This is a genomic window from Pseudomonas sp. LBUM1640 (genome assembly GCF_059716225.1).
Genome location: NZ_CP166816.1, coordinates 1,040,525 through 1,063,889, shown reverse-complemented (window position 1 = coordinate 1,063,889; position 23,365 = coordinate 1,040,525). Strand labels below are relative to the sequence as shown.

28 protein-coding genes and 1 pseudogene are annotated in these 23,365 nt (G+C 59.3%); 14 read left to right on the top strand and 15 right to left on the bottom strand.

Translation table 11 applies throughout. The features are described 5' to 3' along the window. Positions 1-63: 63 nt before the first annotated feature. On the bottom strand, positions 64-648 hold the full coding sequence (locus tag ACA065_RS04735; protein WP_497693515.1) for a YajG family lipoprotein: 585 nt from the start codon (positions 646-648) through the stop codon (positions 64-66). 182 nt (positions 649-830) lie between these two features. Between ACA065_RS04735 and ACA065_RS04730 the strand changes: the two genes are divergently transcribed. Further along, on the top strand, positions 831-1,064 hold the full coding sequence (locus tag ACA065_RS04730; RefSeq protein WP_497693514.1) for a hypothetical protein: 234 nt from the start codon (positions 831-833) through the stop codon (positions 1,062-1,064). A 725-nt stretch (positions 1,065-1,789) separates the two neighbouring features. After that, positions 1,790-3,298 (top strand): malate dehydrogenase (quinone), encoded by a 1,509-nt coding sequence (mqo, locus tag ACA065_RS04725; RefSeq protein ID WP_497693513.1) that lies wholly within the window; start codon positions 1,790-1,792, stop codon positions 3,296-3,298. A gap of 97 nt (positions 3,299-3,395) precedes the next feature. On the opposite strand, the gene ACA065_RS04720 is transcribed toward mqo, so the two are convergent. Together ACA065_RS04720 and ACA065_RS04715 are read right to left on the bottom strand one after the other, a co-directional pair. Beyond that, positions 3,396-3,683 (bottom strand): PA4642 family protein, encoded by a 288-nt coding sequence (locus ACA065_RS04720; protein ID WP_497693512.1) that lies wholly within the window; start codon positions 3,681-3,683, stop codon positions 3,396-3,398. Between the two features lie 109 nt (positions 3,684-3,792). After that, the gene (locus tag ACA065_RS04715; RefSeq protein WP_497693511.1) at positions 3,793-4,278 is read right to left on the bottom strand and encodes a hypothetical protein; all 486 of its coding nucleotides are present in this window, start codon (positions 4,276-4,278) and stop codon (positions 3,793-3,795) included. A 150-nt stretch (positions 4,279-4,428) separates the two neighbouring features. Here ACA065_RS04715 and ACA065_RS04710 point away from each other — a divergent pair, with 150 nt between their 5' ends. Further along, entirely contained in the window at positions 4,429-5,622 is a 1,194-nt protein-coding gene (locus ACA065_RS04710; protein ID WP_497693510.1) for a M20 aminoacylase family protein, read from the top strand. A gap of 3 nt (positions 5,623-5,625) precedes the next feature. Here the strand turns inward: ACA065_RS04710 and ACA065_RS04705 are convergent, their stop codons facing one another. Both ACA065_RS04705 and ACA065_RS04700 read right to left on the bottom strand, forming a co-directional pair. Continuing rightward, the gene (locus ACA065_RS04705) at positions 5,626-6,093 is read right to left on the bottom strand and encodes a WbuC family cupin fold metalloprotein (protein WP_497693509.1); all 468 of its coding nucleotides are present in this window, start codon (positions 6,091-6,093) and stop codon (positions 5,626-5,628) included. Positions 6,094-6,096: 3 nt separating this feature from the next. Next, complete coding sequence (locus tag ACA065_RS04700; RefSeq protein ID WP_028618868.1) at positions 6,097-6,654, bottom strand: hypoxanthine-guanine phosphoribosyltransferase; 558 nt, start codon at positions 6,652-6,654, stop codon at positions 6,097-6,099. A 164-nt stretch (positions 6,655-6,818) separates the two neighbouring features. On the opposite strand from ACA065_RS04700, the gene upp reads away from it, so the two are divergent. Further along, positions 6,819-7,457 carry a uracil phosphoribosyltransferase gene (gene upp, locus ACA065_RS04695; protein WP_003188608.1) on the top strand — a complete coding sequence of 213 codons (639 nt, stop codon included), beginning with the start codon at positions 6,819-6,821 and terminating at the stop codon, positions 7,455-7,457. Between the two features lie 2 nt (positions 7,458-7,459). Continuing rightward, positions 7,460-8,734, top strand: a complete 1,275-nt coding sequence (locus ACA065_RS04690) for a uracil-xanthine permease family protein (RefSeq protein ID WP_497693508.1) — start codon at positions 7,460-7,462, stop codon at positions 8,732-8,734. A 126-nt stretch (positions 8,735-8,860) separates the two neighbouring features. Here the strand turns inward: ACA065_RS04690 and hisC are convergent, their stop codons facing one another. The 3 genes from hisC to hisG all read right to left on the bottom strand — a co-directional run bounded on the left by hisC (position 8,861) and on the right by hisG (position 12,249). Further along, positions 8,861-9,913 (bottom strand): histidinol-phosphate transaminase, encoded by a 1,053-nt coding sequence (hisC, locus tag ACA065_RS04685; protein WP_497693507.1) that lies wholly within the window; start codon positions 9,911-9,913, stop codon positions 8,861-8,863. Between the two features lie 3 nt (positions 9,914-9,916). After that, complete coding sequence (gene hisD / locus ACA065_RS04680) at positions 9,917-11,236, bottom strand: histidinol dehydrogenase (protein WP_497693506.1); 1,320 nt, start codon at positions 11,234-11,236, stop codon at positions 9,917-9,919. 377 nt (positions 11,237-11,613) lie between these two features. Continuing rightward, positions 11,614-12,249 carry an ATP phosphoribosyltransferase gene (gene hisG / locus ACA065_RS04675; protein WP_003188599.1) on the bottom strand — a complete coding sequence of 212 codons (636 nt, stop codon included), beginning with the start codon at positions 12,247-12,249 and terminating at the stop codon, positions 11,614-11,616. Between the two features lie 115 nt (positions 12,250-12,364). Between hisG and ACA065_RS04670 the strand changes: the two are divergent. Next, positions 12,365-12,457, top strand: a pseudogene (locus tag ACA065_RS04670) (N-acetyltransferase); the annotation flags it as partial. Between the two features lie 26 nt (positions 12,458-12,483). On the opposite strand, the gene murA reads toward ACA065_RS04670, so the two are convergent. The 7 genes from murA to ACA065_RS04635 form a co-directional block, all read right to left on the bottom strand. Beyond that, entirely contained in the window at positions 12,484-13,749 is a 1,266-nt protein-coding gene (gene murA / locus ACA065_RS04665; protein WP_497693505.1) for a UDP-N-acetylglucosamine 1-carboxyvinyltransferase, read from the bottom strand. Positions 13,750-13,772: 23 nt separating this feature from the next. Continuing rightward, positions 13,773-14,012, bottom strand: a complete 240-nt coding sequence (locus ACA065_RS04660) for a BolA family protein (RefSeq protein ID WP_008434291.1) — start codon at positions 14,010-14,012, stop codon at positions 13,773-13,775. 114 nt (positions 14,013-14,126) lie between these two features. Further along, the gene (locus ACA065_RS04655; protein WP_497693504.1) at positions 14,127-14,432 is read right to left on the bottom strand and encodes an STAS domain-containing protein; all 306 of its coding nucleotides are present in this window, start codon (positions 14,430-14,432) and stop codon (positions 14,127-14,129) included. Then, entirely contained in the window at positions 14,429-15,076 is a 648-nt protein-coding gene (locus ACA065_RS04650; RefSeq protein WP_497693503.1) for an MlaC/ttg2D family ABC transporter substrate-binding protein, read from the bottom strand. Before ACA065_RS04650 ends, ACA065_RS04655 begins: the two co-directional genes overlap by 4 nt. Before the next feature lie 11 nt (positions 15,077-15,087). Beyond that, positions 15,088-15,555, bottom strand: a complete 468-nt coding sequence (gene mlaD / locus ACA065_RS04645; protein ID WP_005784855.1) for an outer membrane lipid asymmetry maintenance protein MlaD — start codon at positions 15,553-15,555, stop codon at positions 15,088-15,090. Beyond that, on the bottom strand, positions 15,555-16,352 hold the full coding sequence (gene mlaE / locus ACA065_RS04640) for a lipid asymmetry maintenance ABC transporter permease subunit MlaE (RefSeq protein ID WP_094950435.1): 798 nt from the start codon (positions 16,350-16,352) through the stop codon (positions 15,555-15,557). Before mlaE ends, mlaD begins: the two co-directional genes overlap by 1 nt. Then, entirely contained in the window at positions 16,352-17,161 is an 810-nt protein-coding gene (locus ACA065_RS04635) for an ATP-binding cassette domain-containing protein (protein WP_105520876.1), read from the bottom strand. Before ACA065_RS04635 ends, mlaE begins: the two co-directional genes overlap by 1 nt. A gap of 298 nt (positions 17,162-17,459) precedes the next feature. Here ACA065_RS04635 and ACA065_RS04630 point away from each other — a divergent pair, with 298 nt between their 5' ends. The 8 genes from ACA065_RS04630 to ptsN all read left to right on the top strand — a co-directional run bounded on the left by ACA065_RS04630 (position 17,460) and on the right by ptsN (position 23,363). Beyond that, complete coding sequence (locus tag ACA065_RS04630; RefSeq protein WP_497693502.1) at positions 17,460-18,434, top strand: KpsF/GutQ family sugar-phosphate isomerase; 975 nt, start codon at positions 17,460-17,462, stop codon at positions 18,432-18,434. Beyond that, on the top strand, positions 18,435-18,959 hold the full coding sequence (locus tag ACA065_RS04625) for a KdsC family phosphatase (RefSeq protein ID WP_233893909.1): 525 nt from the start codon (positions 18,435-18,437) through the stop codon (positions 18,957-18,959). Between the two features lie 8 nt (positions 18,960-18,967). Next, the gene (lptC, locus tag ACA065_RS04620; protein WP_497693501.1) at positions 18,968-19,540 is read left to right on the top strand and encodes an LPS export ABC transporter periplasmic protein LptC; all 573 of its coding nucleotides are present in this window, start codon (positions 18,968-18,970) and stop codon (positions 19,538-19,540) included. Then, a complete protein-coding gene (lptA, locus tag ACA065_RS04615; RefSeq protein ID WP_497693500.1) occupies positions 19,527-20,102 on the top strand; it encodes a lipopolysaccharide transport periplasmic protein LptA in 576 nt (191 codons plus the stop codon). The genes lptC and lptA overlap by 14 nt, the downstream gene beginning before the upstream one ends. After that, positions 20,102-20,827: an LPS export ABC transporter ATP-binding protein gene (gene lptB, locus ACA065_RS04610; protein ID WP_003171806.1), complete on the top strand. Its 726-nt coding sequence runs from the start codon at positions 20,102-20,104 to the stop codon at positions 20,825-20,827. The genes lptA and lptB overlap by 1 nt, the downstream gene beginning before the upstream one ends. Before the next feature lie 184 nt (positions 20,828-21,011). After that, positions 21,012-22,505 (top strand): RNA polymerase factor sigma-54, encoded by a 1,494-nt coding sequence (locus ACA065_RS04605; RefSeq protein WP_497693499.1) that lies wholly within the window; start codon positions 21,012-21,014, stop codon positions 22,503-22,505. Between the two features lie 75 nt (positions 22,506-22,580). Beyond that, positions 22,581-22,886, top strand: a complete 306-nt coding sequence (hpf, locus tag ACA065_RS04600; protein WP_017138237.1) for a ribosome hibernation-promoting factor, HPF/YfiA family — start codon at positions 22,581-22,583, stop codon at positions 22,884-22,886. Positions 22,887-22,898: 12 nt separating this feature from the next. Next, complete coding sequence (gene ptsN / locus ACA065_RS04595) at positions 22,899-23,363, top strand: PTS IIA-like nitrogen regulatory protein PtsN (RefSeq protein WP_497693498.1); 465 nt, start codon at positions 22,899-22,901, stop codon at positions 23,361-23,363. The last annotated feature ends 2 nt before the right edge of the window (positions 23,364-23,365 follow it).

The window sequence follows — 23,365 nt, the reverse complement described above, 5'->3', positions numbered from 1 at the left end:
GGTTGATCGTTCCCACGCTCTGCGTGGGAACAGCACTTGGGGCGCTCCGCGCCCGCCCGACGGTTACTGCGAGCTGAGAAGCGAACCGATGCTTGGGTCCTTGAACAGACGCGTCAGCGCGTCGCTCAACACATCGCTGACCAGCTTGGTGTTGGTTTCCTGGTTCGGCGACATGCCAAAACGCTGGTTCAGCGACGCACCGTAGCGGCCACTGTAGCGGCGCGTGCCAGCACTGACGTCGGACTTGAACGTCGCGCCAATCGCAGCTTCAGTCACATACAGCCCGTCTTTGGGCGACTGATATTTCAACTCGGCCAGGGTGATGGTCAATTGAGGCGCGCCCGGCGAGTTGGCCGGCGTAAAGCCCAGCAGGCGCACGGCCGCTTCAGCCTGGGCTTGCAGCTTGGGCAGTACGTCCTGGCCGGTCACCGAAATCAGCGCGGTCTCAGGGTACAGACCGCCACGCGAACCCAAAGTCGGCGACGGACGACCATCCACAACACGCACCGATACCGGCTGACCGTGGCCAACAGGGGCCAACTGCGCGGTAACTTTAGGTTGCGGGCTGAGTTGTTGCGGGCTGTTGGCGCAGCCAACCAGGGTCAAACTGGTCACAGTGATCAAACCGAACAGCAGGCGTTGCAACATACTCATTTCTCCAGGACTAGGTGCAAACAGGCCGCCAGTATAACGGTGCACACGCGCCACTCACCAGCCATCCTGAACGGCAGCTGAAGGCTTGCTGAAATTACAATTTCGCATAAATCCGTCATTCCAGTGTCATGGCACACTGGCAACCTTCGAGCAAGTAACGTAACAGGTACAAAGCCATGCGCCTTCTCAAGTCATTGTTCATGCCCCGCGGCCGTCATCGCCACTATGCGCTGCTCGATTCCCGCGGCCATTGCCTGGCGTTCAAACAGTGCAGCTTGCCGCCCGTCGGCGAAGGCTGGGTAGAGGTCGCAGAGACCCACCTTGGCTGGATGCACCGTCCGCTGCCGGCAAGTGCCCGGATCAGCCCGAAGGTTGCACACGCACAAACCCGGCATGCGTTGGCCTCCTGACCGAGACACGAATAAAAGTCATAAAACACGCCCATTTCCCTGACGTTCTTCGCTACAATCTCCCCCCGATTATAAGGACGTCTCCTGATCGGGCCTCGCAGCATCGTTAATGCCTCGGTATTAACCCCAAAAATCGCCCACAGAGAGCCGCCCACACAGATCGAGTGAAGCTGGCGCGCTTGCTGTTTTCTTTGCAAACCACCCGCCTTACCGAATCTGCCAGAGCTGCCATTGCGCTCGGCCACTTGAGTTGTTTGCCCGTCTTGCCGCGTGTCGGCAGAGGTTTGCGGGCCAGGTGCCAGGCTGGGGCAGCCCTTTTTTGAGGTTCACGTCTTCAAAAGAGCGTGAAAAAACGGGTTTTCACAACTTCACAAGAGTGTGGCGAGCAAATGAATAGTTTGGCGTTTGTACAAGCACCATCAGCGTCTGGAACAGCCCAACCACACAGGACCGAGTACTCCTCAAACACCGGAGCTTGAGCCTGTCCGCTACGGATTGGTTGCACGAATCACACGCTTTGACCATAAGTCGAATTGCCACAGGCGCCCATGAATGCGTTCATAGGCAGATTAGCCCGGCAGGAAGCGTGTGCTGAAAATGCAAAGAATTGCGAATCGGACATGGCGATCCTGGCCATGGGTAACCTGGGGCAACACGTGAACCGCCCCGTCACTCCTGGCAGCCATGCCGTCAATTTGGTGCTGCAGATTTTGGAGACGCGTTAAATGGCGCATAACGAAGCAGTCGACGTAGTACTGGTAGGGGCCGGCATCATGAGTGCCACCCTGGCCGTACTGCTCAAAGAGCTCGACCCCAGCCTGACGCTGGAAGTCGTTGAGCTGATGGATTCGGGTGCCGCGGAAAGTTCCAACCCGTGGAACAACGCCGGCACCGGTCACGCCGGGCTGTGTGAGCTGAACTACACACCGCAGGCTGCCGATGGCTCCATCGACATCAAGAAAGCCGTGCACATCAATACCCAGTTCGAGGTGTCGAAGCAGTTCTGGGCGTACCTGACCCAAAAAGGCACCTTTGGCTCGTCCAAATCCTTTATCAGCCCGGTGCCGCACCTGAGCTTCGTGCAGGGCGACAAAGGCGTTTCCTTCCTCAAGAAGCGCTTTGAAACCCTCAGCCAGCACCACGCGTTCTCGGACATGCACTACACCGAAGACCGCAGCGAGATGGCCGAGTGGATGCCACTGATGATGCCGGGCCGCCCGCTCGACGAAAAAATCGCCGCCACCCGCGTGATGAATGGCACCGACGTCAACTTCGGCGCCCTGACCAACCAACTGCTGTCGCACCTGACCAGCGCGCCGGATGCGCAGGTCAAGTACAGCAAGCGCGTCACCGGCCTCAAGCGCAACGGCGCCGGCTGGACCGTGAGCATCAAGGACGTCAACAGCGGCAACAGCCGTGAAGTGGACGCCAAGTTCGTGTTCCTCGGCGCCGGTGGCGCGGCGCTGCCGCTGCTGCAAGCTTCGGGCATCGAAGAAAGCAAAGGCTTCGGCGGCTTCCCGGTCAGCGGCCAGTGGCTGCGTTGCGACAACCCGGAAGTGGTCAAACACCACCAGGCCAAGGTCTACAGCCAGGCTGCCGTGGGTTCACCGCCGATGTCCGTGCCGCACCTGGACACGCGCGTAGTCGACGGCAAAAAGGCCCTGCTGTTCGGGCCATACGCCGGGTTCACCACCAAGTTCCTCAAGCACGGCTCGTTCCTGGACCTGCCAATGTCGATTCGCGCCGGCAACATCGGCCCGATGTTGGCCGTGGCCCGCGACAACATGGACCTGACCAAGTACCTGGTCAGCGAAGTGCGCCAGTCCATGGAACAACGCCTGGAATCCCTGCGCCGCTTCTACCCTGAAGCGAAAGCCGAAGACTGGCGCCTGGAAGTGGCCGGCCAACGGGTGCAGATCATCAAGAAAGACCCGAAAAAAGGCGGCGTGCTGCAATTTGGCACCGAGCTGGTTGCGGCCAAAGACGGCTCGCTGGCAGCCCTGCTGGGCGCGTCCCCAGGCGCTTCGGTAACGGTTTCGATCATGCTGGACCTGATCGAGCGTTGCTTCCCGGAAAAAGCTGCCGGTGAATGGGCAGCCAAGCTGCACGAGATCTTCCCGGCTCGGGAGAAAGTCCTCGAGACCGACGCCGAGCTGTACCGCAAGATCAACACGCAGAACAACATCAGCCTGGAACTGGTTGAACAAAGCAACGAAGCCGAAAGCTTCGCTTGAGGACGTGACGCAGAGCGTCACAAGATGCACTCCCACGCAGAGCGTGGGAACGATCAAAAAAAACGCCCCTCGGGGCGTTTTTTTATGCCTCGTATAATCAGCCGCGGGCGGCTTTGATCAACTCGATGTACTCGGCGGCGTTGCGCTGATCCTTGATCACCTCAACGAAGGTCTGGCCGTGCTCGTCCTTGCCGTCCAGATCCAGGCCTGCTTCCTTGAAAAAGCCCAGGAACCTCTCGAAGTCGTCGATACGCAGGCCGCGGTAAGCCTTGATCAGTTTGTGCAGGGACGGTGAAGTCGCGTCAACCGGCTCGAAGTGCAGGAACAACTTGATCTGCTCGTCGCCGATCTCGTCACCAATCACCTGTTTCTTATCTTTACGCATTACCGACTCCAGCCTGCAGACATTTACACGGGAAACGCAGTTTACCTGCGGGGCACACGCTTCGGAAGCGGCACTGGTTCAATGTGGGAGCTGGCTTTTTGTGTTCAAACTACCGCGCGCGAACGGCGCCAGTGTGCAGGTCCGCCCAGATATGCCCGTTGGCATAACTGAGGAACTGCACATACACCGTGTCGTTGCGCAGCAGGTCGACAATCACGCGGTACTGGGCCACCGGGTAAGACAAGGTCAGGGTTTTACTGCTCTCATCGAACACCGGCTTTTTCAGGCTTTTGCTTTCGGCATCAAAATTGAGCACCACCTGCGCAATGGTCGCGCCTTTGTTCAAGGGTTTGCCCTTGAGGCGAATCATCAGCGGCGACGTCACCGGGATGGGTTGTTGAGTGGACTGGCGCTGGTTACCCACCACCACCGCGTACTCGGTGATTTGCAGCAGTTGCTGCTGGTCGGGGGTTTGCGCCCGCAGGGTCAGGTCGTCAGGCGGCAGGAATTGGCTGTGCATCAGTGCCGGAGCGGCAGACAAAGGCAAACTGAAGATCAACGCCAAGACGGCGCAGGTGCGGATCAAAACACTCATGTACACCTCCGAAGGGGCAGCCATGCTAGCACGCAGGTCGCCTTTGAGCGGCCCCATCACGCTCGACATCTCTGGTTGCACAGGCCTGATTGAAACAACATGCGAAGACTGTAGATTCCAAGCTCAACCAAAATAACAAGAGTCCCGCCCATGGCCACGAATCCTGTCGAACACATCCAGGCACAGCTTCCAGCACTTACTGCCTTGAGACGCGACCTCCACGCACACCCTGAGCTGGGGTTTGATGAACACCGGACCAGCGGGATTGTTGCCGGTTTTCTTGAAGAACACGGTATTGAAGTACACCGCGGGCTGGCGGGCACGGGCTTAATCGGCGTTATTTCTGGCGCGCAGCCTGGTGCGAGCATGGGCCTGCGCGCCGACATGGATTGCCTGCCCATGTTCGAAGCCAACGACTTCGCCCACCGCTCCATCCACCCGGGCCTGATGCACGGCTGCGGGCATGACGGGCATACAGTGATGCTGATGGCCGCTGCACGTTATCTGGCCCAGACGCGCCGATTCAGCGGCAAAGCCGTGGTGATTTTCCAACCGGCCGAAGAAGGTGGTGGCGGTGCCCGCGTGATGATCGAACAAGGGCTCTTCAAGCAGTTCCCAGTGGACTCGGTGTATGCCCTGCACAACAACCCCGACTACCCCGCCGGGGTGATTGCCGTACAGCCCGGCCCGGTGGAAGCTGCGGCGGACAGCTTTGAAATTATCGTAACCGGCCGCGGCGGCCATGCGGCTATCCCTCATGCTGCAATCGACCCGGTACTGGCTGCCAGCCATATCATTGTTGCCTTGCAAAGCATCATCAGCCGCAACCTGCACCCGCTGGAGTCGGGCGTGGTGACGGTGGCCAGCCTGCAAACCAGCCAGCTCACCGCGAACAACGTGATTCCCGCCCACGTGAAGATGATCGGAACCGCACGCAGCTTTACCAGCGCCAATCGAGATCTGCTGGAGAAACGCATTGGCGAAATCGCCCACGGCGTCGCGACCGCGTTTGGCGCTACCGTCACCTATAACTTTCAACGAGGCTATCCCGCAACCGTCAACCATACCGAGCAGGCATTGTTCGCGGCACGCGTTGCCAGAAGTCTGGTTGGCGAGGCAAACGTGAGGTGCGACGAACCCCTCACCATGGGGGCCGAAGACTTTTCATACATGCTGCAGGAGCGGCCGGGCGCCTATATTTATCTGGGCCAGGGCGGCTCGTCGAGCGAAGGTGCTGGCCATTGCCAATTGCACAACGACCGGTATGACTTCAATGACAGCATCATCCCGCTGGGCGCGGGCCTGCTGGCCTCGCTGGTAGAGCAAGGGTTACCGTTGCGCTGAGGCTCAATCGAACTGGGCAAGCATCCAGCGCTGGTACTCGGCAACACCGGCATCGCCTTCGCGCGGTGCCCAGTCAGCCAATTCGCCCACGCCTACCGGTCGATACGGCCCGGCCTTGCATTCGAACATCACGCTGTCGGGCTCCAGCACCACCAGGCCGTGAAACACGCCCGGTGGCAGGTCAACGCCCGAGCACTCCCCGCCCGCCTGCATCACGCGCTTGGCGATAACCTCGCCGGTGTCGCTGAACACCAACAGGCCCAGGCTGCCCTTGAGCACCAGCAGGGTCTCCGCCTTGTCGGCGCTCAGGTGTCGATGCGGCGGCACATACGTGTCGGGCTGCAGGCCCACGGCCAGGCGATGGCAGGGCTCTTCCATCTGATGGAAGTTGTGGTGGTGCCGACCACGAGGGTTGGCGGCCGCTTTCTCGGCCAATTCGGTGAACAGCGACTGATCAAGAAAGCGGGCCATGGGTTACATCCCTTTAACGGCGTAGATCCCATTGGCGTTACGCCAGTAGCCTTTGTAGTCCATGCCGTAACCGAAGATGTAGCGGTCGATGCACGGCAGGCCGACGTAATCGGCTTTCAGGTCAGGGCGAGCTTTGCGGTCGTGCTCTTTGTCGATCAGCACGGCGGTGTGCACTTTGCGCGCGCCGGCGTGCTTGCAGAAGTCGATGATCGCGCCCAGGGTGTGACCTTCATCAAGGATGTCGTCGATGATCAGCACGTCGCGGTCAATGAACGAGACTTCCGGCTTGGCCTTCCAGAACAGGTCGCCGCCGCTGGTTTCGTTGCGATAACGGGTGGCGTGCAGGTAGGAGGCTTCCAGCGGGAATTGCAGGTGGGTCAGCAATTTGCCGGCGAAGATCAGGCCACCGTTCATCACGCAAAAGACCACCGGGTTGGTGTCGGCCATTTCGCGGGTGATGTGAGCGCCGACCTTGGCGATTGCCTCTTCGACTTGCGCTTCGGTGTACAGGCAGTCAGCCTCGCGCATGATTTGACGGATATGCTCGAGATCAGCGGACATGGCGCTCTCCAAGGGGGTGCTGTGGCAAGAAAAGCGGGCAAAGGTACGCATGTGAGGCGCAACGATCAAGCCTTAATGGACTAACGTACTAGATGTCTATAGGACAACACCCTCGGATAGATTAATCTAGGCCGGTTTTTTTGCCCGCCGCCGGAGCTTTTCCCATGCCCACTCGCGAGATCCGCCACCCGCTGATCAGACACAAACTCGGCCTTATGCGCCGTGCCGACATTAGCACGAAGAACTTCCGTGAGCTTGCTCAGGAAGTCGGAGCGCTGCTCACTTACGAAGCCACCAAAGATTTGCCCCTGGAAACCTACGAGATCCCCGGTTGGGCCGGTCCCGTGCAGGTGGAGAAAATCGCTGGTAAGAAAATCACCGTGGTGCCGATCCTGCGCGCCGGTATCGGCATGCTCGAAGGCGTACTCAGCCTGATCCCGGGCGCCAAAGTCAGCGCCGTCGGCGTGGCCCGCAACGAAGAAACCTTGCAGGCCCACACCTACCTGGAAAAACTCGTTCCGGAAATCAACGAGCGCCTGGCAATGATCATCGACCCGATGCTCGCCACCGGTAGCTCCATGGTTGCCACCATCGACCTGCTGAAAAAGGCCGGTTGCAGGGACATCCGCGCCATGGTGCTGGTCGCCGCCCCCGAAGGCATCGCTGCCGTCGAGAAGGCCCACCCGGACGTGCAGATCTACACCGCGTCTATTGATGAGCGCCTGAACGAACACGGCTACATCATCCCAGGCCTGGGCGATGCCGGTGACAAGATCTTCGGCACCAAGCAGAAGGACGCGTGAGCATGCAGGATGATTTCAACGACCCGCTTTGGCGCCAGATCCTGTCTGGCGCACAGATGCTCTTTGTAGCATTTGGTGCGTTGGTGTTGATGCCGCTGATCACAGGTCTTGATCCAAACGTCGCACTGTTTACCGCAGGCCTGGGCACGTTGCTGTTCCAGGTGGTGACAGGGCGGCAGGTGCCGGTATTCCTGGCATCGAGCTTTGCGTTTATCACCCCGATCATTCTCGCCAAGGGCCAATTCGGCCTCGCGGCGACCATGGGCGGGGTGATGGCGGCCGGTTTCGTTTATACCTTCCTGGGGCTGGCCGTGAAGGTCAAAGGCACCGGTTTTATCGACCGGCTGCTGCCACCCGTTGTGATCGGCCCGGTGATTATTTCCATCGGCCTGGCCATGGCACCGATAGCCGCCAACATGGCGATGGGTAAAGGCGGCGACGGTGCCGAACTGATCCCCTACAAGACGGCCATGCTGATCTCGATGCCGGCGCTGCTCACCACGTTGATCGTGGCAGTGTTCGGCAAAGGGATTTTCCGTTTGGTACCGATTATCTCCGGCGTGCTGGTCGGCTTTGCCATGTCGTTCTACTTTGGTGTGGTCGACACGGCGAAGATCGCCGCTGCGCCCTGGTTCGCCCTGCCCCACTTCACCGCGCCGGAATTCAACTGGCAGGCGATTCTGTTCATCGTCCCCGTGGCCCTGGCCCCGGCGATCGAGCATATCGGTGGTGTAATTGCGGTGGGCAGTGTGACCGGTCGCGACTACCTGAAGAAGCCTGGCCTGCATCGCACCCTGCTGGGGGACGGTATTGCCACCACGGCTGCCGGCCTGTTTGGCGGCCCGCCGAACACCACTTATGCCGAAGTGACCGGCGCGGTCATGCTGACCAAGAACTACAACCCGAAAATCATGACCTGGGCGGCAGTGTTTGCCATCAGCCTGGCGTTTATCGGCAAGTTCGGTGCACTGCTGCAAAGCATTCCGATTCCGGTAATGGGCGGGATTCTGTGCTTGCTGTTCGGCTCGATTGCGGCCGTGGGCATGAACACGCTGATTCGCCACAAGATCGACCTCGGCGAGGCGCGCAATCTGGTGATTGTGTCGGTGACCCTGGTGTTCGGCATTGGCGGTGTGCTGGTCGGCACCGGCACTGGCCCGGATGATTTCGGCCTCAAGGGCATCGCCCTGTGTGCGGTGGTAGCAATTGGTTTGAACCTGCTGCTGCCGGGCAATGATGGCTGGAAGAACAAGAAGCCGGATGAGCCTCTGCTCTAACTAACACCACAAAACTAAATGTGGGAGCGGGCTTGCTCGCGAAAGCGGAGTGTCAGTCGATACGTATGTGACTGATACACCGCCTTCGCGAGCAAGCCCGCTCCTACATTTGCTTTTCAGCGGATGTTAAAGCTCGCCGAGCCCGTCAATCAACGCCTGGTTCTGCTCCGGCGTACCGATGCTGATCCGCAGGAACTGGGCAATCCGCGCCTGCTTGAAGTGCCGCACAATCACGCCCTGCTCACGCAACTTGGCCGCCAGGCCTGCTGCGTCGTGCCGTGGGTGGCGGGCAAAGATGAAGTTGGCCGCCGACGGCAACACTTCAAAACCCTTGCCTTCCAACTGCGCGACCACCTTGTTGCGACTGTCGACCACCCACTGGCACGTCTTCTCGAAGTATTCACGGTCGTCGAACGCCGCTGCCGCGCCGACAATCGCCAAGCGATCCAGCGGGTAGGAGTTGAAGCTGTTCTTGACCCGCTCCAGCGCCTCGATGAGGTCTGGGTGCCCCACCGCCAGGCCCACACGCAAACCGGCCAGTGAGCGCGATTTGGACAGGGTCTGGGTCACCAGCAGGTTCGGGTAACGGTCCACCAGGCTGATAGCCGTTTCGCCGCCGAAGTCGATATAGGCTTCATCGACCACCACCACCGAATCCGGGCTGGCTTTGAGGATCTGTTCTACCGCATCCAATGCCAATACGCAGCCGGTGGGCGCGTTCGGGTTGGGGAAGATGATCCCGCCGTTGGGCTTGGCATAATCGGCCACGCGGATCTGGAACTGCTCATCCAACGGCAACGGGTCGGATTTGATGCCGTAGAGCCCGCAATAGACCGGATAGAAGCTGTAGCTGATGTCTGGAAACAGCAGCGGCAAATCGTGCTGGAACAGGCCGTGGAAGATGTGCGCCAGCACTTCATCGGAACCGTTGCCGAGGAAGACCTTGCCGGCGTCGATACCGTAATACTTGGCCACAGCCTGCTTGAGCAGATCGCTGTTGGGGTCCGGGTACAAGCGCAAGTTGTCGTTCAACTCGGCCTGCATCGCCGCGAGCGCCTTGGGCGATGGGCCGTAGGGGTTCTCGTTGGTGTTGAGCTTGACCAGCTTGGTCAGCTTCGGCTGCTCGCCGGGCACGTATGGCACGAGATTCTTGACGAAGGGGCTCCAGAATTTGCTCATGTCTCAGTTCCCTTCTTCAAGGATGCGGTATTCGGCGCTGCGGGCGTGAGCGCTGAGGGATTCACCACGGGCGAGCACCGAGGCGGTCTTGCCCAGCTCGGAAGCGCCTTGTGGCGAGCAGAAGATAATCGACGAACGCTTCTGGAAGTCGTACACCCCCAGCGGCGACGAGAAACGCGCGGTGCCGGAGGTCGGCAGCACGTGGTTCGGGCCTGCGCAGTAGTCGCCCAGGGCTTCGCTGGTGTGGCGGCCCATGAAGATCGCACCGGCATGGCGAATCGACGGCAGCCAGGCTTGTGGGTCGGCGACGGACAATTCCAAGTGCTCCGGGGCGATACGGTTGGCCACTTCGATAGCCTGCTCCATGTCACGCACCAGGATCAGCGCGCCACGGCCATTGATCGACTTCTCGATGATCTCGGCACGGTCCATGGTCGGCAGCAGCTTGTTGATGCTGGCGGCAACCTTGTCGAGGAACTCGGCGTCTGGGCTGACCAGAATCGCCTGGGCGTCTTCGTCGTGCTCAGCCTGAGAGAACAGGTCCATGGCGATCCAGTCCGGGTCGGTCTGGCCGTCGCACACCACGAGAATTTCCGAAGGACCGGCGATCATGTCGATGCCGACCTGGCCAAACACGTGGCGCTTGGCGGTGGCCACATAGATATTGCCTGGACCAACCACCTTGTCGACTTTCGGCACGCTTTCGGTGCCGTAGGCCAAGGCCGCAACGGCTTGTGCGCCGCCGATGGTGAACACGCGGTCGACACCAGCGATGCACGCGGCGGCCAACACCAGCTCGTTGATTTCACCGCGCGGCGTCGGCACCACCATGACCACTTCGGTCACGCCCGCCACTTTGGCCGGTATAGCGTTCATCAATACCGACGAGGGGTACGAGGCTTTACCGCCCGGCACGTACAAACCGGCGCGATCCAGCGGCGTGACCTTCTGGCCCAACACGGTGCCATCGGCCTCGGTGTAGCTCCAGGAATCCTGCTTCTGTTTTTCGTGGTAGCTGCGCACACGCGCTGCCGCCACTTCCAGGGCTTCACGCTGAGGCGCGGTGATGCGCGTCAGGGCCAGCTCGAGGCGTTCGCGCGGCAGGATCAGGTCGGACATCGACGCCACATCCAGGCCGTCGAACTGGCGGGTGAAGTCCACCAGCGCCGCATCACCGCGCTCGCGCACGGCCTTGATAATGTCGAGCACCCGCTGGTTGACCGAGTCGTCGGACACGCTTTCCCAGCTCAGCAGATGATCCAGATGATGGGCGAAATCCGGGTCGGCAGCGTTGAGTCGGGCAATTGCAGTGGACGTGGTCATAGCGAGGGCCTCATAGGATTGGCAAAAACTCAGGCGCCCGAAGGTGCGCTGACGTTCAATAACGAAGCGCGTTGGTACTGTGGTTGTGCCAGGCAAGGCGCGGGACGCTGGTAAGGGTTGTTTCCTTACCAAGTCCCGCAACGCAGCATGGCGCGACCACAGTGCCAACCCGCAGGGCCTTACCTCAAAAGGCAAGCTGCTACGCGTCGCTAATTATTGAAAAAAGAATCTTCTACTAACATAAGTTGCCTTTTGGGGTAAGGCGCGCTTCGTTATTGAACGTCAGCGCACCTTCCCAGCAGTCGATCCGCTTGGGCACCTGAGAATTCTGGCTATGAGGCGGATAGACGGGCGCGACCCAGGGTCGCGCAGGTGAGTCAACCGCGGTGTCGAGACTCCACTGCCTTGCGCAGGGTGTCGATCAACGCCTGGATACGGGCGTGTTGCATTTTCATGGAGGCTTTGTTGACGATCAGGCGGGAGCTGATGTCAGCAATGAAATCCTGAGGCTCGAGACCGTTGGCACGCAGCGTGTTGCCGGTATCGACCACGTCGATGATCTTGTCGGCCAAGCCAATCAGCGGGGCCAACTCCATCGAGCCGTAGAGCTTGATGATGTCGACCTGACGGCCCTGCTCGGCGTAGTAGCGCTTGGCAACGTTGACAAACTTGGTGGCCACACGCAGGCGGCCTTTGGGCTCGACGTCACCGACACGGCCGGCGGTCATCAGCTTGCACAGCGCGATACGCAGGTCCAGCGGCTCGTACAGGCCCTGGCCGCCGTATTCCATCAGCACGTCTTTACCCGCCACGCCGAGGTCGGCCGCGCCATGTTCAACGTAGGTCGGCACGTCGGTAGCCCGTACGATCAGCAGGCGAACGTCGTCCTGGGTCGTGGGGATGATCAGCTTGCGGCTCTTGTCCGGATTCTCGGTCGGCACGATGCCCGCTTCAGCCAGAAGCGGCAAAGTGTCGTCAAGGATGCGGCCCTTGGACAGTGCGATGGTCAACATGGGAAACGTCAGTCCTTCATCAGGCTATTGCTGTCCGGTCGCAAACGGCGCCAGACACAGATCGAGGCCATTACAGCCTCGATTTGAAACAAACCATTTAACAACAAACACCTTCCTGTGGCGAGGGAGCTTGCTCCCGTTGGGTCGCGAAGCGGCCCCAAAGAGCGGGACTGCTACGCAGTCCAGCGGGAGCAAGCTCCCTCGCCACAGTGACGGTGTTTGCAGCTACTGGGACTAGCCCGGTACGCGGCGGATTTTGGCGCCGAGCATCTGCAGTTTCTCTTCGATGCACTCATAACCACGGTCGATGTGGTAGATGCGGTCGATCAAGGTGTCGCCGTCGGCGCACAGCGCCGAGATTACCAGGCTGGCCGAAGCACGCAGGTCGGTGGCCATCACTGGCGCGCCCTTGAGCTTGTCGATACCGGTAACGATGGCCGTGTTGCCTTCGACTTGAATCTTGGCGCCCATGCGGTGCAGTTCGTAAACGTGCATGAAGCGGTTTTCGAAGATGGTCTCGATCACAGCACCGGTGCCTTCGGCAATCGCGTTCAAGGAAATGAACTGCGCTTGCATGTCGGTCGGGAACGCCGGGTAAGGAGCGGTGCGCACGTTCACGGCTTTTGGCCGCTTGCCGTGCATGTTCAGCTCGATCCAGTCGGCACCTGTGGTGATTTCAGCGCCGGCTTCCTTGAGTTTTTCCAGGACAGCTTCAAGGATGGTCGGGTCGGTGTCCTTGACCTTGACGCGGCCACCAGTAACAGCAGCGGCTACCAGGTAGGTGCCGGTCTCGATACGATCCGGCATCACTTTATAGGTGGCCGAGTGCAGGCGCTTAACACCTTCGATGGTGATGGTGTCGGTGCCGGCGCCGGTGATGTTGGCACCCATGGCGATCAGGAAGTTGGCCAGGTCGACCACTTCCGGCTCGCGCGCGGCGTTTTGCAGGACGCTGCGACCGTTGGCCAGGGCTGCGGCCATCATGATGTTCTCAGTACCCGTCACGCTGACGGTATCAAAGAAGAAGCTGGCACCACGCAGGCCGCCTTCCGGCGCCTTGGCCTTGATGTAACCGCCTTCGACGTCGATGGTCGCGCCCATGGCTTCAAGGCCACGGATGTGCAGGTCGACCGGACGCGAACCGATGGCGCAACCGCCAGGCAGTGCCACTTCGGCTTCGCCGAAACGGGCAACCATCGGGCCCAGTACCAGGATCGAGGCACGCATGGTTTTCACCAGTTCGTACGGGGCGATCAGGGTTTTGATGGTGCGCGGGTCGATTTCGACGGAGAGTTTCTCGTCGATCACCGGCTCAATGCCCATGCGACCGAACAGCTCGATCATGGTGGTGATGTCGTGCAGGTGCGGCAGGTTGGCCACAGTCACCGGACCATCGCACAGCAGGGTCGCTGCCAGAATCGGCAAGGCGGAGTTTTTCGCACCGGAAATGCGAATCTCGCCATCTAGGCGGGCACCGCCGGTAATAATCAATTTATCCATAAGAATCTCGACGCCTTGGGGGCTCAGGTGCGCTCGGCCCAGGCCGCGCGGCTGAAAAATTTCATAGTGACCGCGTGGATGCTGCCATCGGTGATCCACGGGTTCAAATGGGCATAGATCTGCTGTTGACGCTTGACCGGGCTCAGTGCCGCCAGTTCATCGCTAATCACGTTCAGCTGGAAATTGCAGCCTTCGCCTTCAACTTCTACGTTCGTTTCGGGCAGCTTTCCTTCAAGGAAGCTTTTAACTTCTAGGGCCTGCATGCTCAACCTCTATCGGCGCCCAGTGCGCACGGGTCGCACATCATACAAAAAAGCCCCGCGCCTGCGAACCCCGCATAGCAGGACTCTGACGGGGGGCTTCTTTAATAATGTGTATTAAGGATGTGCCAACAGCTCGGTCAGACCGGAAACCTGAGCAATTTCACGCATATCTTCAGGCAGTGCGCGAATGCTGACCGGCTTCTTGACCGCTTCGGCATCGCGCATGAAGCACAGCAACAACGACAAGCCGACGCTGCTGGACTTGGTCACCGCAGAGCAATCCAGCACCAGCGCAGGCGCGTTGCTGCTGTTGATCAGCGCCTGGCCCTGCTTGCGCAGGTCAGGCCCGGAGCGGTAATCCAGCACGCCGCTGAGGAACAACTCACCGGCGTCGCCAAGACGAACAGCCGATCCGGTCATTGCGCAGGCTTCCCAGCTTGTTTGTCGGTTTCTTCCTTGGCCTTGGCAACTTCACCGGCCCAACCATTGATGGTCTTGTCCAGGTCATTGCCATTGCGCTGCATCGCATCAGCGAACTGATCGCGGAACAGCTTGCCGATGTTGATGCCATTGATGATCACATTGCGCAGCTTCCACTCGCCGTTAACCTTCTCCAGCGTGTACTGCACAGGATAAACGGCGCCGTTGGTGCCCTTGACGCTCATGTTGACGCTGGTGCGATCACCCGATTCATCGCCGGCTGGAGCAACGGTAATGCCCTGGTTGTTGTATTCCAGCAGGGCGTTGCCGTAGAACTGGAACAGGCCCTTCTTGAAGTTTTCCTGGAATGTTTTCATCTGCGCAGGCGTAGCCTTGCGCGAATACTTGACCGTCATGATGCTGCGGGAAATGCCTTCGGCATCGACCACCGGACCGACGATGGTATTCAGTGCATCGTAAAACCTGGTCGGGTCTTGCTTGTACTGCTCTTTGTTGGCAGTCAGGTCCGCCAACATCTTGTTGGTCGTGTCCTGCACCAGATCGTGCGCAGAACCCGCCGCGTTGGCCATCAGTGGCAGTGCCGCAAGCAGCACCAGCAGGCCACGTCGCAAGGTAGAGATCATGAACAGATTCCTCATTTGGCGTCTTTATTGACCGTATTGAGCAGGAATTTACCGATCAAGTCTTCAAGCACCAACGACGACTGTGTGTCGTGGATTGTCGAACCATCCTTGAGCAGGGCTGTTTCCCCGCCCACGCTGACACCGATGTACTTCTCGCCCAGCAGACCCGCAGTGAGGATAGATGCAGTGGAGTCAGTCGGCAGATTATCTACCTTCTTGTCGACTTGCATGGTCACCCGGCCGGTGAAGCTGTCGCGATCCAGATCGATTGCCGTGACCTTGCCGATGGTTACACCGGCCATGGTCACTTTAGCTCTGACAGTCAAACCGGCGATATTGTCGAAGTACGCGTAAAGTTTATAAGTATCGGCGGTGGGGCTGGCCGACAGGCCGCTGACTCGCAGGGCCAGCAACAGTAAAGCCAGGATGCCAGCCAGCAAGAAAAGGCCGACACCGATTTCCACAGTGCGGTTTTGCATCAGAAATCTCCAAACATCAAGGCGGTCAAAATGAAGTCAAGGCCCAGTACCGCCAGCGAGGCGTACACAACGGTCTTGGTGGTGGCGCGACTGATCCCTTCTGAAGTGGGCTCACAGTCATAGCCTTGGAATACGGCGATCCAGGTCACTACAAAGGCGAAGACGATGCTCTTTATGATGCCGTTGAGCACGTCACCGCTGAAGGTCACGCTGTTTTGCATGTTGCCCCAGTACGAGCCGTCATAGACGCCCAACCAGTCAACCGCCACCCACGAACCGCCCCAGATACCGACCACACTGAAAATCATTGCCAGCAGAGGCAGGGAAATGAAGCCGGCCCACAGGCGCGGGGCAACAATGTACTTGAGCGGGTCCACGCCGATCATTTCCAGGCTGGACAACTGCTCGGTGGACTTCATGTTACCGATCTCGGCGGTCAGTGCAGAACCTGCGCGCCCGGCAAACAGCAAGGCGGTGACCACCGGGCCGAGTTCACGCAACAGCGTCAAGGCAACCATCTGCCCTACCGCCTGCTCCGAACCGTAGCTGGAGAGAATATTGAACCCCTGCAGCGCCAGCACCATGCCGATGAAAATCCCGGAAACCACGATAATGACCAGGGACATCACGCCGATCGAATGCAGTTGCTTGAGCAGCAGGCCAAAACCGCCGCCAATGCCGCCGCGACCGAGCAACGCGTGAAACAGGAAAATCGTCGAACGCCCCAGCACCTCGACCAGGTCGATGCCGGAACGACCGAAAAGGCGAACCTTCTCGAGTAAAGATGTCTTGCGCATCAGCGCTTCCCCAGAAGATCTGCGCGGTAGTCCGCTGCCGGAAAATGAAAAGGCACCGGGCCATCGGGATCGCCGGTCATGAATTGGCGAATACGCGGGTTATCAGCATTCATCAGTTCTTCAGGTGTGCCCTGCCCCAGTACCTGTCCATCGCCTACTACATAGAGGTAGTCGGCAATGCTCGCGGTTTCGGCCAGGTCATGGGACACCACGATACTGGTGATCCCCAGCGCATCGTTGAGCAGGCGGATCAGGCGCACCAATACGCCCATGGCGATCGGGTCCTGGCCTACGAAGGGCTCGTCATACATGAGGATCTGCGGATCGAGGGCGATGGCCCGCGCCAGGGCGACACGGCGCTTCATGCCGCCGGACAACTCGTCGGGCATCAGGTCGATGGCACCGCGAAGGCCGACGGCCTGCAGTTTCAGCAACACGATGTCACGAATCATCTCATCAGACAGCTGCGTATGCACCCGCAGCGGAAACGCCACGTTTTCGAAAACATCGAGGTCGGTGAACAGCGCGCCGCTCTGGAACAGCACGCCCATATGCTTGCGCGCATCGAACAGATCGCTGCGCGACAGCGTCGGCAGGTTCTGGCCATTGACCCAAACTTCGCCGGCACTAGGCCGCAATTGCATGCCCATCAGGCGCAACAGGGTGGTCTTGCCGCAACCGGAAGGCCCCATGATGCCCGTGACCTTGCCGCGGGGAATGCGAATATCGACGTTATTGAAGATGCTGCGCGTCCCGCGCTTGAAGGTAAGGCCCTTCAGCTCGACCGCGTAGGCGTTATCGGCACTCATCTAATCTCCTTGGGATGCAGCCTTTCACTCAGACACCACGCTTGCGACTTTCGTTTGCGACAGATGCGCAATAATTAGCAACATGGGTTGGGCGGACCGAACTGGCGGCGAACTATATCACTGCTGGTACAGCGCCCCCAAGGCCGGAACCGCGCTCGTTCAGATTTGGGACAGGGAAAAATCGCTGCTGGGGACGAATCTCAGGCAACTGCAGAATAAAGCCTGACGAACTTGCGTGAGGGAATTGATCATTACCGCTATAATCGCCGACTTTTCGTCAGGCTATACGATTTCAGACATGAGCCAATCCAGCGACCTTATTCAATCCGCACAACGCACCATTCGCCTCGAGCTTGAAGCCGTAGAAGGTTTACTGGCCCATATCGACGCGGATTTCGTACGCGCCTGCGAGATGATTCTGGCCAGCAAGGGCCGCGTTGTCGTGGTGGGCATGGGCAAATCCGGCCACGTCGGCAACAAGATCGCCGCCACCCTGGCGAGCACCGGCACCACGGCTTTTTTTGTGCACCCGGCCGAAGCCAGCCATGGCGACATGGGCATGATCACCAAGGACGACATCATTCTGGCGCTGTCGAACTCCGGCACCACCAATGAAATCGTGACGTTGCTGCCGCTGATCAAGCGCCTGGGCATCAAGATGATCAGCGTCACCGGCAACCCGGAATCCACGCTGGCCAAGGCCGCCGAAGTTAATCTGAATGTGCATGTAGCCCATGAAGCCTGCCCGCTGAACCTGGCACCGACCTCCTCCACTACCGCCGCTTTGGTCATGGGCGACGCGCTGGCCGTGGCACTGCTGGAAGCCCGCGGTTTTACCGCTGAAGACTTTGCGTTTTCCCACCCAGGCGGTGCCCTCGGCCGTCGCCTGCTGCTGAAAGTCGAAAATGTCATGCACTCGGGCGATGAGTTGCCCCACGTGCAGCGCGGCACCTTGCTGAAGGACGCGCTGATGGAAATGACCCGCAAGGGCCTGGGCATGACCGTGATCCTGGAAGCCGACGGGCGACTGGCCGGGGTGTTCACCGACGGTGACCTGCGCCGCACCCTGGACCGCACCATCGATATCCACACCGCAACTATTGACGCGGTAATGACGCCACACGGCAAGACCGCCCGCCCCGAAATGCTTGCAGCCGAAGCATTGAAGATCATGGAAGACCACAAGATCGGCGCGCTGGTGGTGGTCAATAGCGACGACCGCCCGATTGGCGCCCTGAACATGCACGACTTGCTGCGTGCGGGAGTGATGTAAATGTCCAGCGACCTGTTGCAACGCGGTAAAAACATCAAGCTGGCGATTTTCGACGTCGATGGCGTGCTGACCGATGGCCGCCTGTACTTTCTCGAAGACGGCAGCGAATTCAAGACGTTCAACACGCTCGACGGCCAAGGCATCAAGATGCTGATGGCCGCGGGCGTGCAAACGGCGATTATCAGTGGTCGAAAAACACCGGTAGTGGAACGCCGCGCACAAAACCTGGGGATTCCTCACCTGTATCAGGGCCGTGAGGATAAACTGGTGGTTCTGGACGAGCTTCTTGGCCAACTCAACCTAAGCTATGAGCAAGTCGCCTACCTGGGTGACGATCTGCCTGACCTGCCGGTGATTCGCCGGGTGGGCCTGGGCATGGCCGTCGCGAATGCCGCGGCGTTTGTTCGTGAACACGCCCACGGCATTACTACCGCACGTGGCGGTGAAGGTGCTGCCCGCGAGTTCTGCGAGTTGATCCTGCGCGCCCAAGGCAGCCTTGAAGCGGCCCACGCCGCCTACCTATAGAGCTTTTTATGCTGAGCAAAAAGATTCGCAACTTCCTGCTATTCGCAGTGATCGCCGCGCTGTTCCTGGCGGTGGGCTACTGGAATATCAGCCCGGAGCGCTTCCTAGACAAGCCTGTAGCGGCTGTCGATGAAAGCGCTATCGCCTATTACGCCATCAACGCTCACACCATACAGTTCCTGCCCGATGGCAAGGTTCAGTACGAAATGACCGCTGACAAAGTCGAGAACCTCAAGGCCACGGATGTCAGCCTGCTGACCAATCCCGACCTGAACCTCTACCGGGGCACCGAGTTCCCATGGCATGTCACCAGCAAGCGCGGTGAGGTGAACAAGGGCGGCACTCAGGTGGAACTGATCGACTCGGTGCGCGTTGCGCGCACTGACGACAAGAACCGCGACACCATCATTACCAGCAGTCGCATGACCGTTTTCCCACAACAGCAATATGCGCAGACCGAGCAAGACGTTAGAATCGACGGCGCTGGCGGTGTATCGACTGGCAAGGGAATGAAAGCGTATTTGAAAGAAAGCAGGATACACCTGCTATCGAACGTAAGAGGACAGTATGAGGCTCGTTAAAACCCTCCCTATTTTGCTCGGTCTGGGCGCAGCACTGGGAAGCGTGAGCGCCTGGGCTCTGCCGAACGATAGCCAGCAACCGATCCACATTCAGGCTGACGATGCGCAGCTGGATGACAAGCAAGGTGTAGCCACCTACACCGGCGCCGTGATCATCACCCAAGGTTCGATGAAAATCACCGGCAATACGGTGACGCTCACGCGCACCCCGGCCGGTGACATTGACGTGGTGACTTCGGTGGGCAACCTGGCCTATTTCGAACAGAAGCAGGCGCCTGCCGATACTGCCCCGATGAAAGGCTACGGCAAGACCATCCAGTACCACGCCCAGCAGAACCGCATTGTCCTGATCGATCAGGCCAAAGTGGTCAGCACCGATGGCAACACCACGGAAGGTGAAAAAATCACCTATGACACCGTGAAACAGATCGCCCAGGCCGGCCGCGCCAATGGCACCAAGGTCTCCACCGCTCGCCCGCGTATCGACATGGTTATCCAGCCTAAGCAGAAAGCTGACGCGACCAAGCCGGCGCCGAAACCCGACGCGAAGAAGGCGAACTAATGGCAACCCTGAAAGCCCAGCATTTGGCCAAGGCCTATAAAAGCCGTCAGGTCGTACGCGACGTGAGCCTGTCGATCGACAGCGGCCAGATCGTCGGCTTGCTTGGCCCGAACGGTGCCGGCAAGACCACATGCTTCTATATGATCGTCGGCCTGGTTCAGGCGGATCAAGGGCGCGTACTGATCGACGACCTGGACGTCAGCCACCAGCCGATGCACGGTCGTGCACGCGCCGGTATCGGCTATCTTCCCCAGGAAGCGTCGATCTTCCGCAAACTGTCGGTTGCCGATAACATCATGGCGATCCTCGAGACCCGCAAGGAACTCGACCGTGACGGCCGTCGCAAGGAGCTGGAAAGCCTGCTGCAGGAATTCCACATCAACCACATTCGTGACAACCTGGGCATGAGTTTGTCCGGTGGTGAGCGTCGTCGCGTCGAAATCGCCCGCGCCCTGGCCACTGCACCGAAATTCATCCTGCTGGACGAACCGTTTGCCGGCGTCGACCCGATCTCGGTTGGCGACATCAAGCAGATCATCCATCACCTCAAGGCCAAGGGTATCGGCGTGCTGATCACCGACCACAACGTCCGTGAGACCCTCGATATCTGTGAAACAGCTTATATCGTCAACGATGGCCAGCTGATCGCCGAAGGCGACTCCGCCACCATCCTGGCTAACGAACTGGTCAAGGAAGTGTACCTGGGCCACGAGTTCCGCCTGTAAGCACTGTGGTGTCTGGCCATTCGCCAAGGCGCGCGGGAGTCAATAAAAACCTCCATTTTTTTATTGTTACCGCGCTCTAGGCAAAGCCCCCGATATCAGGCATATAATTTGCTTATGTTTGGCGCTCACGCGCCCTGTCGTGGATGGCGCATTGCGCCGGCGAATAAGGTGTTAAGCCCCTGCCATGAAACCATCGCTAGTCCTGAGAATGGGCCAGCAGCTGACGATGACACCGCAGCTGCAACAGGCCATCCGCCTGCTCCAATTGTCGACCCTGGACCTGCAACAGGAAATCCAGGAGGCCCTGGAGTCCAATCCGATGCTCGAACGCCAGGAAGAAGGCGACGACTTCGATAATGCAGACCCGCTGGCCGACAACATCGAGCAAAAACCCAACGCCGACGTGCAGGAACCCTCCTATCAGGAAACCGCCCCTACGGTGGACAACCTTGAGGAAGGCGAATGGAACGAGCGCATTCCCAACGAGCTTCCCGTGGACACCGCGTGGGAAGACGTCTACCAGACCAGCGCCAGCAGCCTGCCGAGCAACGATGATGACGAGTGGGATTTCACCACCCGCACGTCCGCCGGCGAGAGCCTGCAGAGCCATTTGCTGTGGCAGCTGAACCTGGCACCGATGTCCGACACTGATCGCCTGATCGCCGTCACCCTGATCGACTGCATCAATAACCAGGGCTACCTGGACGAAACCCTCGATGAAATTCTCGAGGCGTTCGACCCGGAGCTGGACATTGAGCTGGACGAAATCGAAGCCGTCCTGCACCGCATCCAACAATTCGAGCCTGCCGGCATTGGTGCCCGCACCCTCAGCGAATGCCTGCAGCTGCAACTGCGTCAACTGCCCGCCAAGACCCCTTGGCTTGCCGAGGCCCAGCGCCTGGTCACCGACTACATCGACCTGCTGGGCAGCCGCGACTACAGCCAGTTGATGCGCCGCATGAAGCTCAAGGAAGATGACCTGCGCCAGGTCATCGAGCTGGTACAGAGCCTCAACCCTCGCCCAGGCTCGCAGATCGAGTCCAGCGAAGCCGAGTATGTCGTGCCCGATGTGATCGTGCGCAAGGACAATGAGCGCTGGCTGGTGGAGCTGAACCAGGAATCGGTGCCACGCCTGCGCGTCAACCCGCAATACGCAGGCTTTGTGCGCCGCGCCGACACCAGCGCCGACAACACCTTCATGCGCAACCAGTTGCAGGAAGCGCGCTGGTTCATCAAGAGCCTGCAAAGCCGCAACGAAACCCTGATGAAAGTGGCTACCCAGATCGTCGAGCACCAGCGCGGCTTCCTGGAATATGGCGACGAGGCCATGAAACCGCTGGTGCTGCATGACATCGCCGAAGCGGTGGGCATGCACGAATCGACGATTTCGCGGGTGACCACGCAAAAATTCATGCATACCCCACGGGGTATTTATGAGTTGAAATACTTTTTCTCCAGCCACGTCAGCACCTCCGAGGGCGGCGAATGCTCGTCCACGGCGATCCGCGCGATCATCAAAAAACTGGTTGCCGCGGAAAATCAGAAAAAGCCATTGAGTGACAGTAAGATCGCTGGTTTACTGGAGGCACAAGGCATTCAGGTCGCCCGTCGAACCGTCGCCAAGTACCGCGAGTCCCTCGGGATCGCGCCTTCCAGCGAGCGTAAGCGTTTGATGTGACGGGCGGGCCATAGCGTTCCAGTGGCGGGTATTCCTACCCGTCGCTTTATGCACTGGCAACGAAGGAGAAGCTGTATGCAAGTCAACATCAGTGGACACCATGTAGAAGTCACCCCTCCATTGCGCGAATATGTCGAGCAGAAGCTGAAGCGGCTTGAGGGTCATTTTGACAAGATCACCAATGTGCAAGTGATCATGAAGGTCGACAAACTCCAGCAGAAAATCGAGGCGACCCTCCAGATTCCCGGCGGCGAAGTAGTCGCCAATGCCGAGCATGAAGACATGTATGCATCAATTGATGCCTTGACTGACAAGCTTGACCGCCAACTTAAAAAGCATAAGGAAAAGCAGCAGAGCCTTCTTCAGGGCACAGGCCGCTAACACTCCCCACCCATGATCCGACTTGAAACCATCCTGACCCCCGGCCGTTCCCTCGTGAACGTGCCGGGCGGCAGTAAAAAGCGCGCCCTCGAACAAATTGCCAACCTGATCGGCCGCGAAGTGCCCGAACTGGATACGCAAGCTGTGTATGAGGCACTTATCGCCCGTGAAAAACTTGGTTCAACCGGTTTTGGCAACGGTATCGCGATTCCACACTGCCGCCTGCAAGGCTGTGAAGCGCCAGTGAGTGCCCTGCTGCACCTCGACGCCCCAATCGATTTCGACGCCATCGACGGCGCGCCGGTCGACCTGCTGTTCGTTCTGCTGGTCCCGCAAGCCGCCACCGATGCGCACCTGGAACTGCTCCGGCAGATTGCCAGCATGCTCGACCGCAAGGAAGTACGCGACAAACTGCGCAGTGCCAGCAGCAACGAGGCGCTCTATCAGGTTGTCCTGGATGAACAAAACGGGCAGTAATC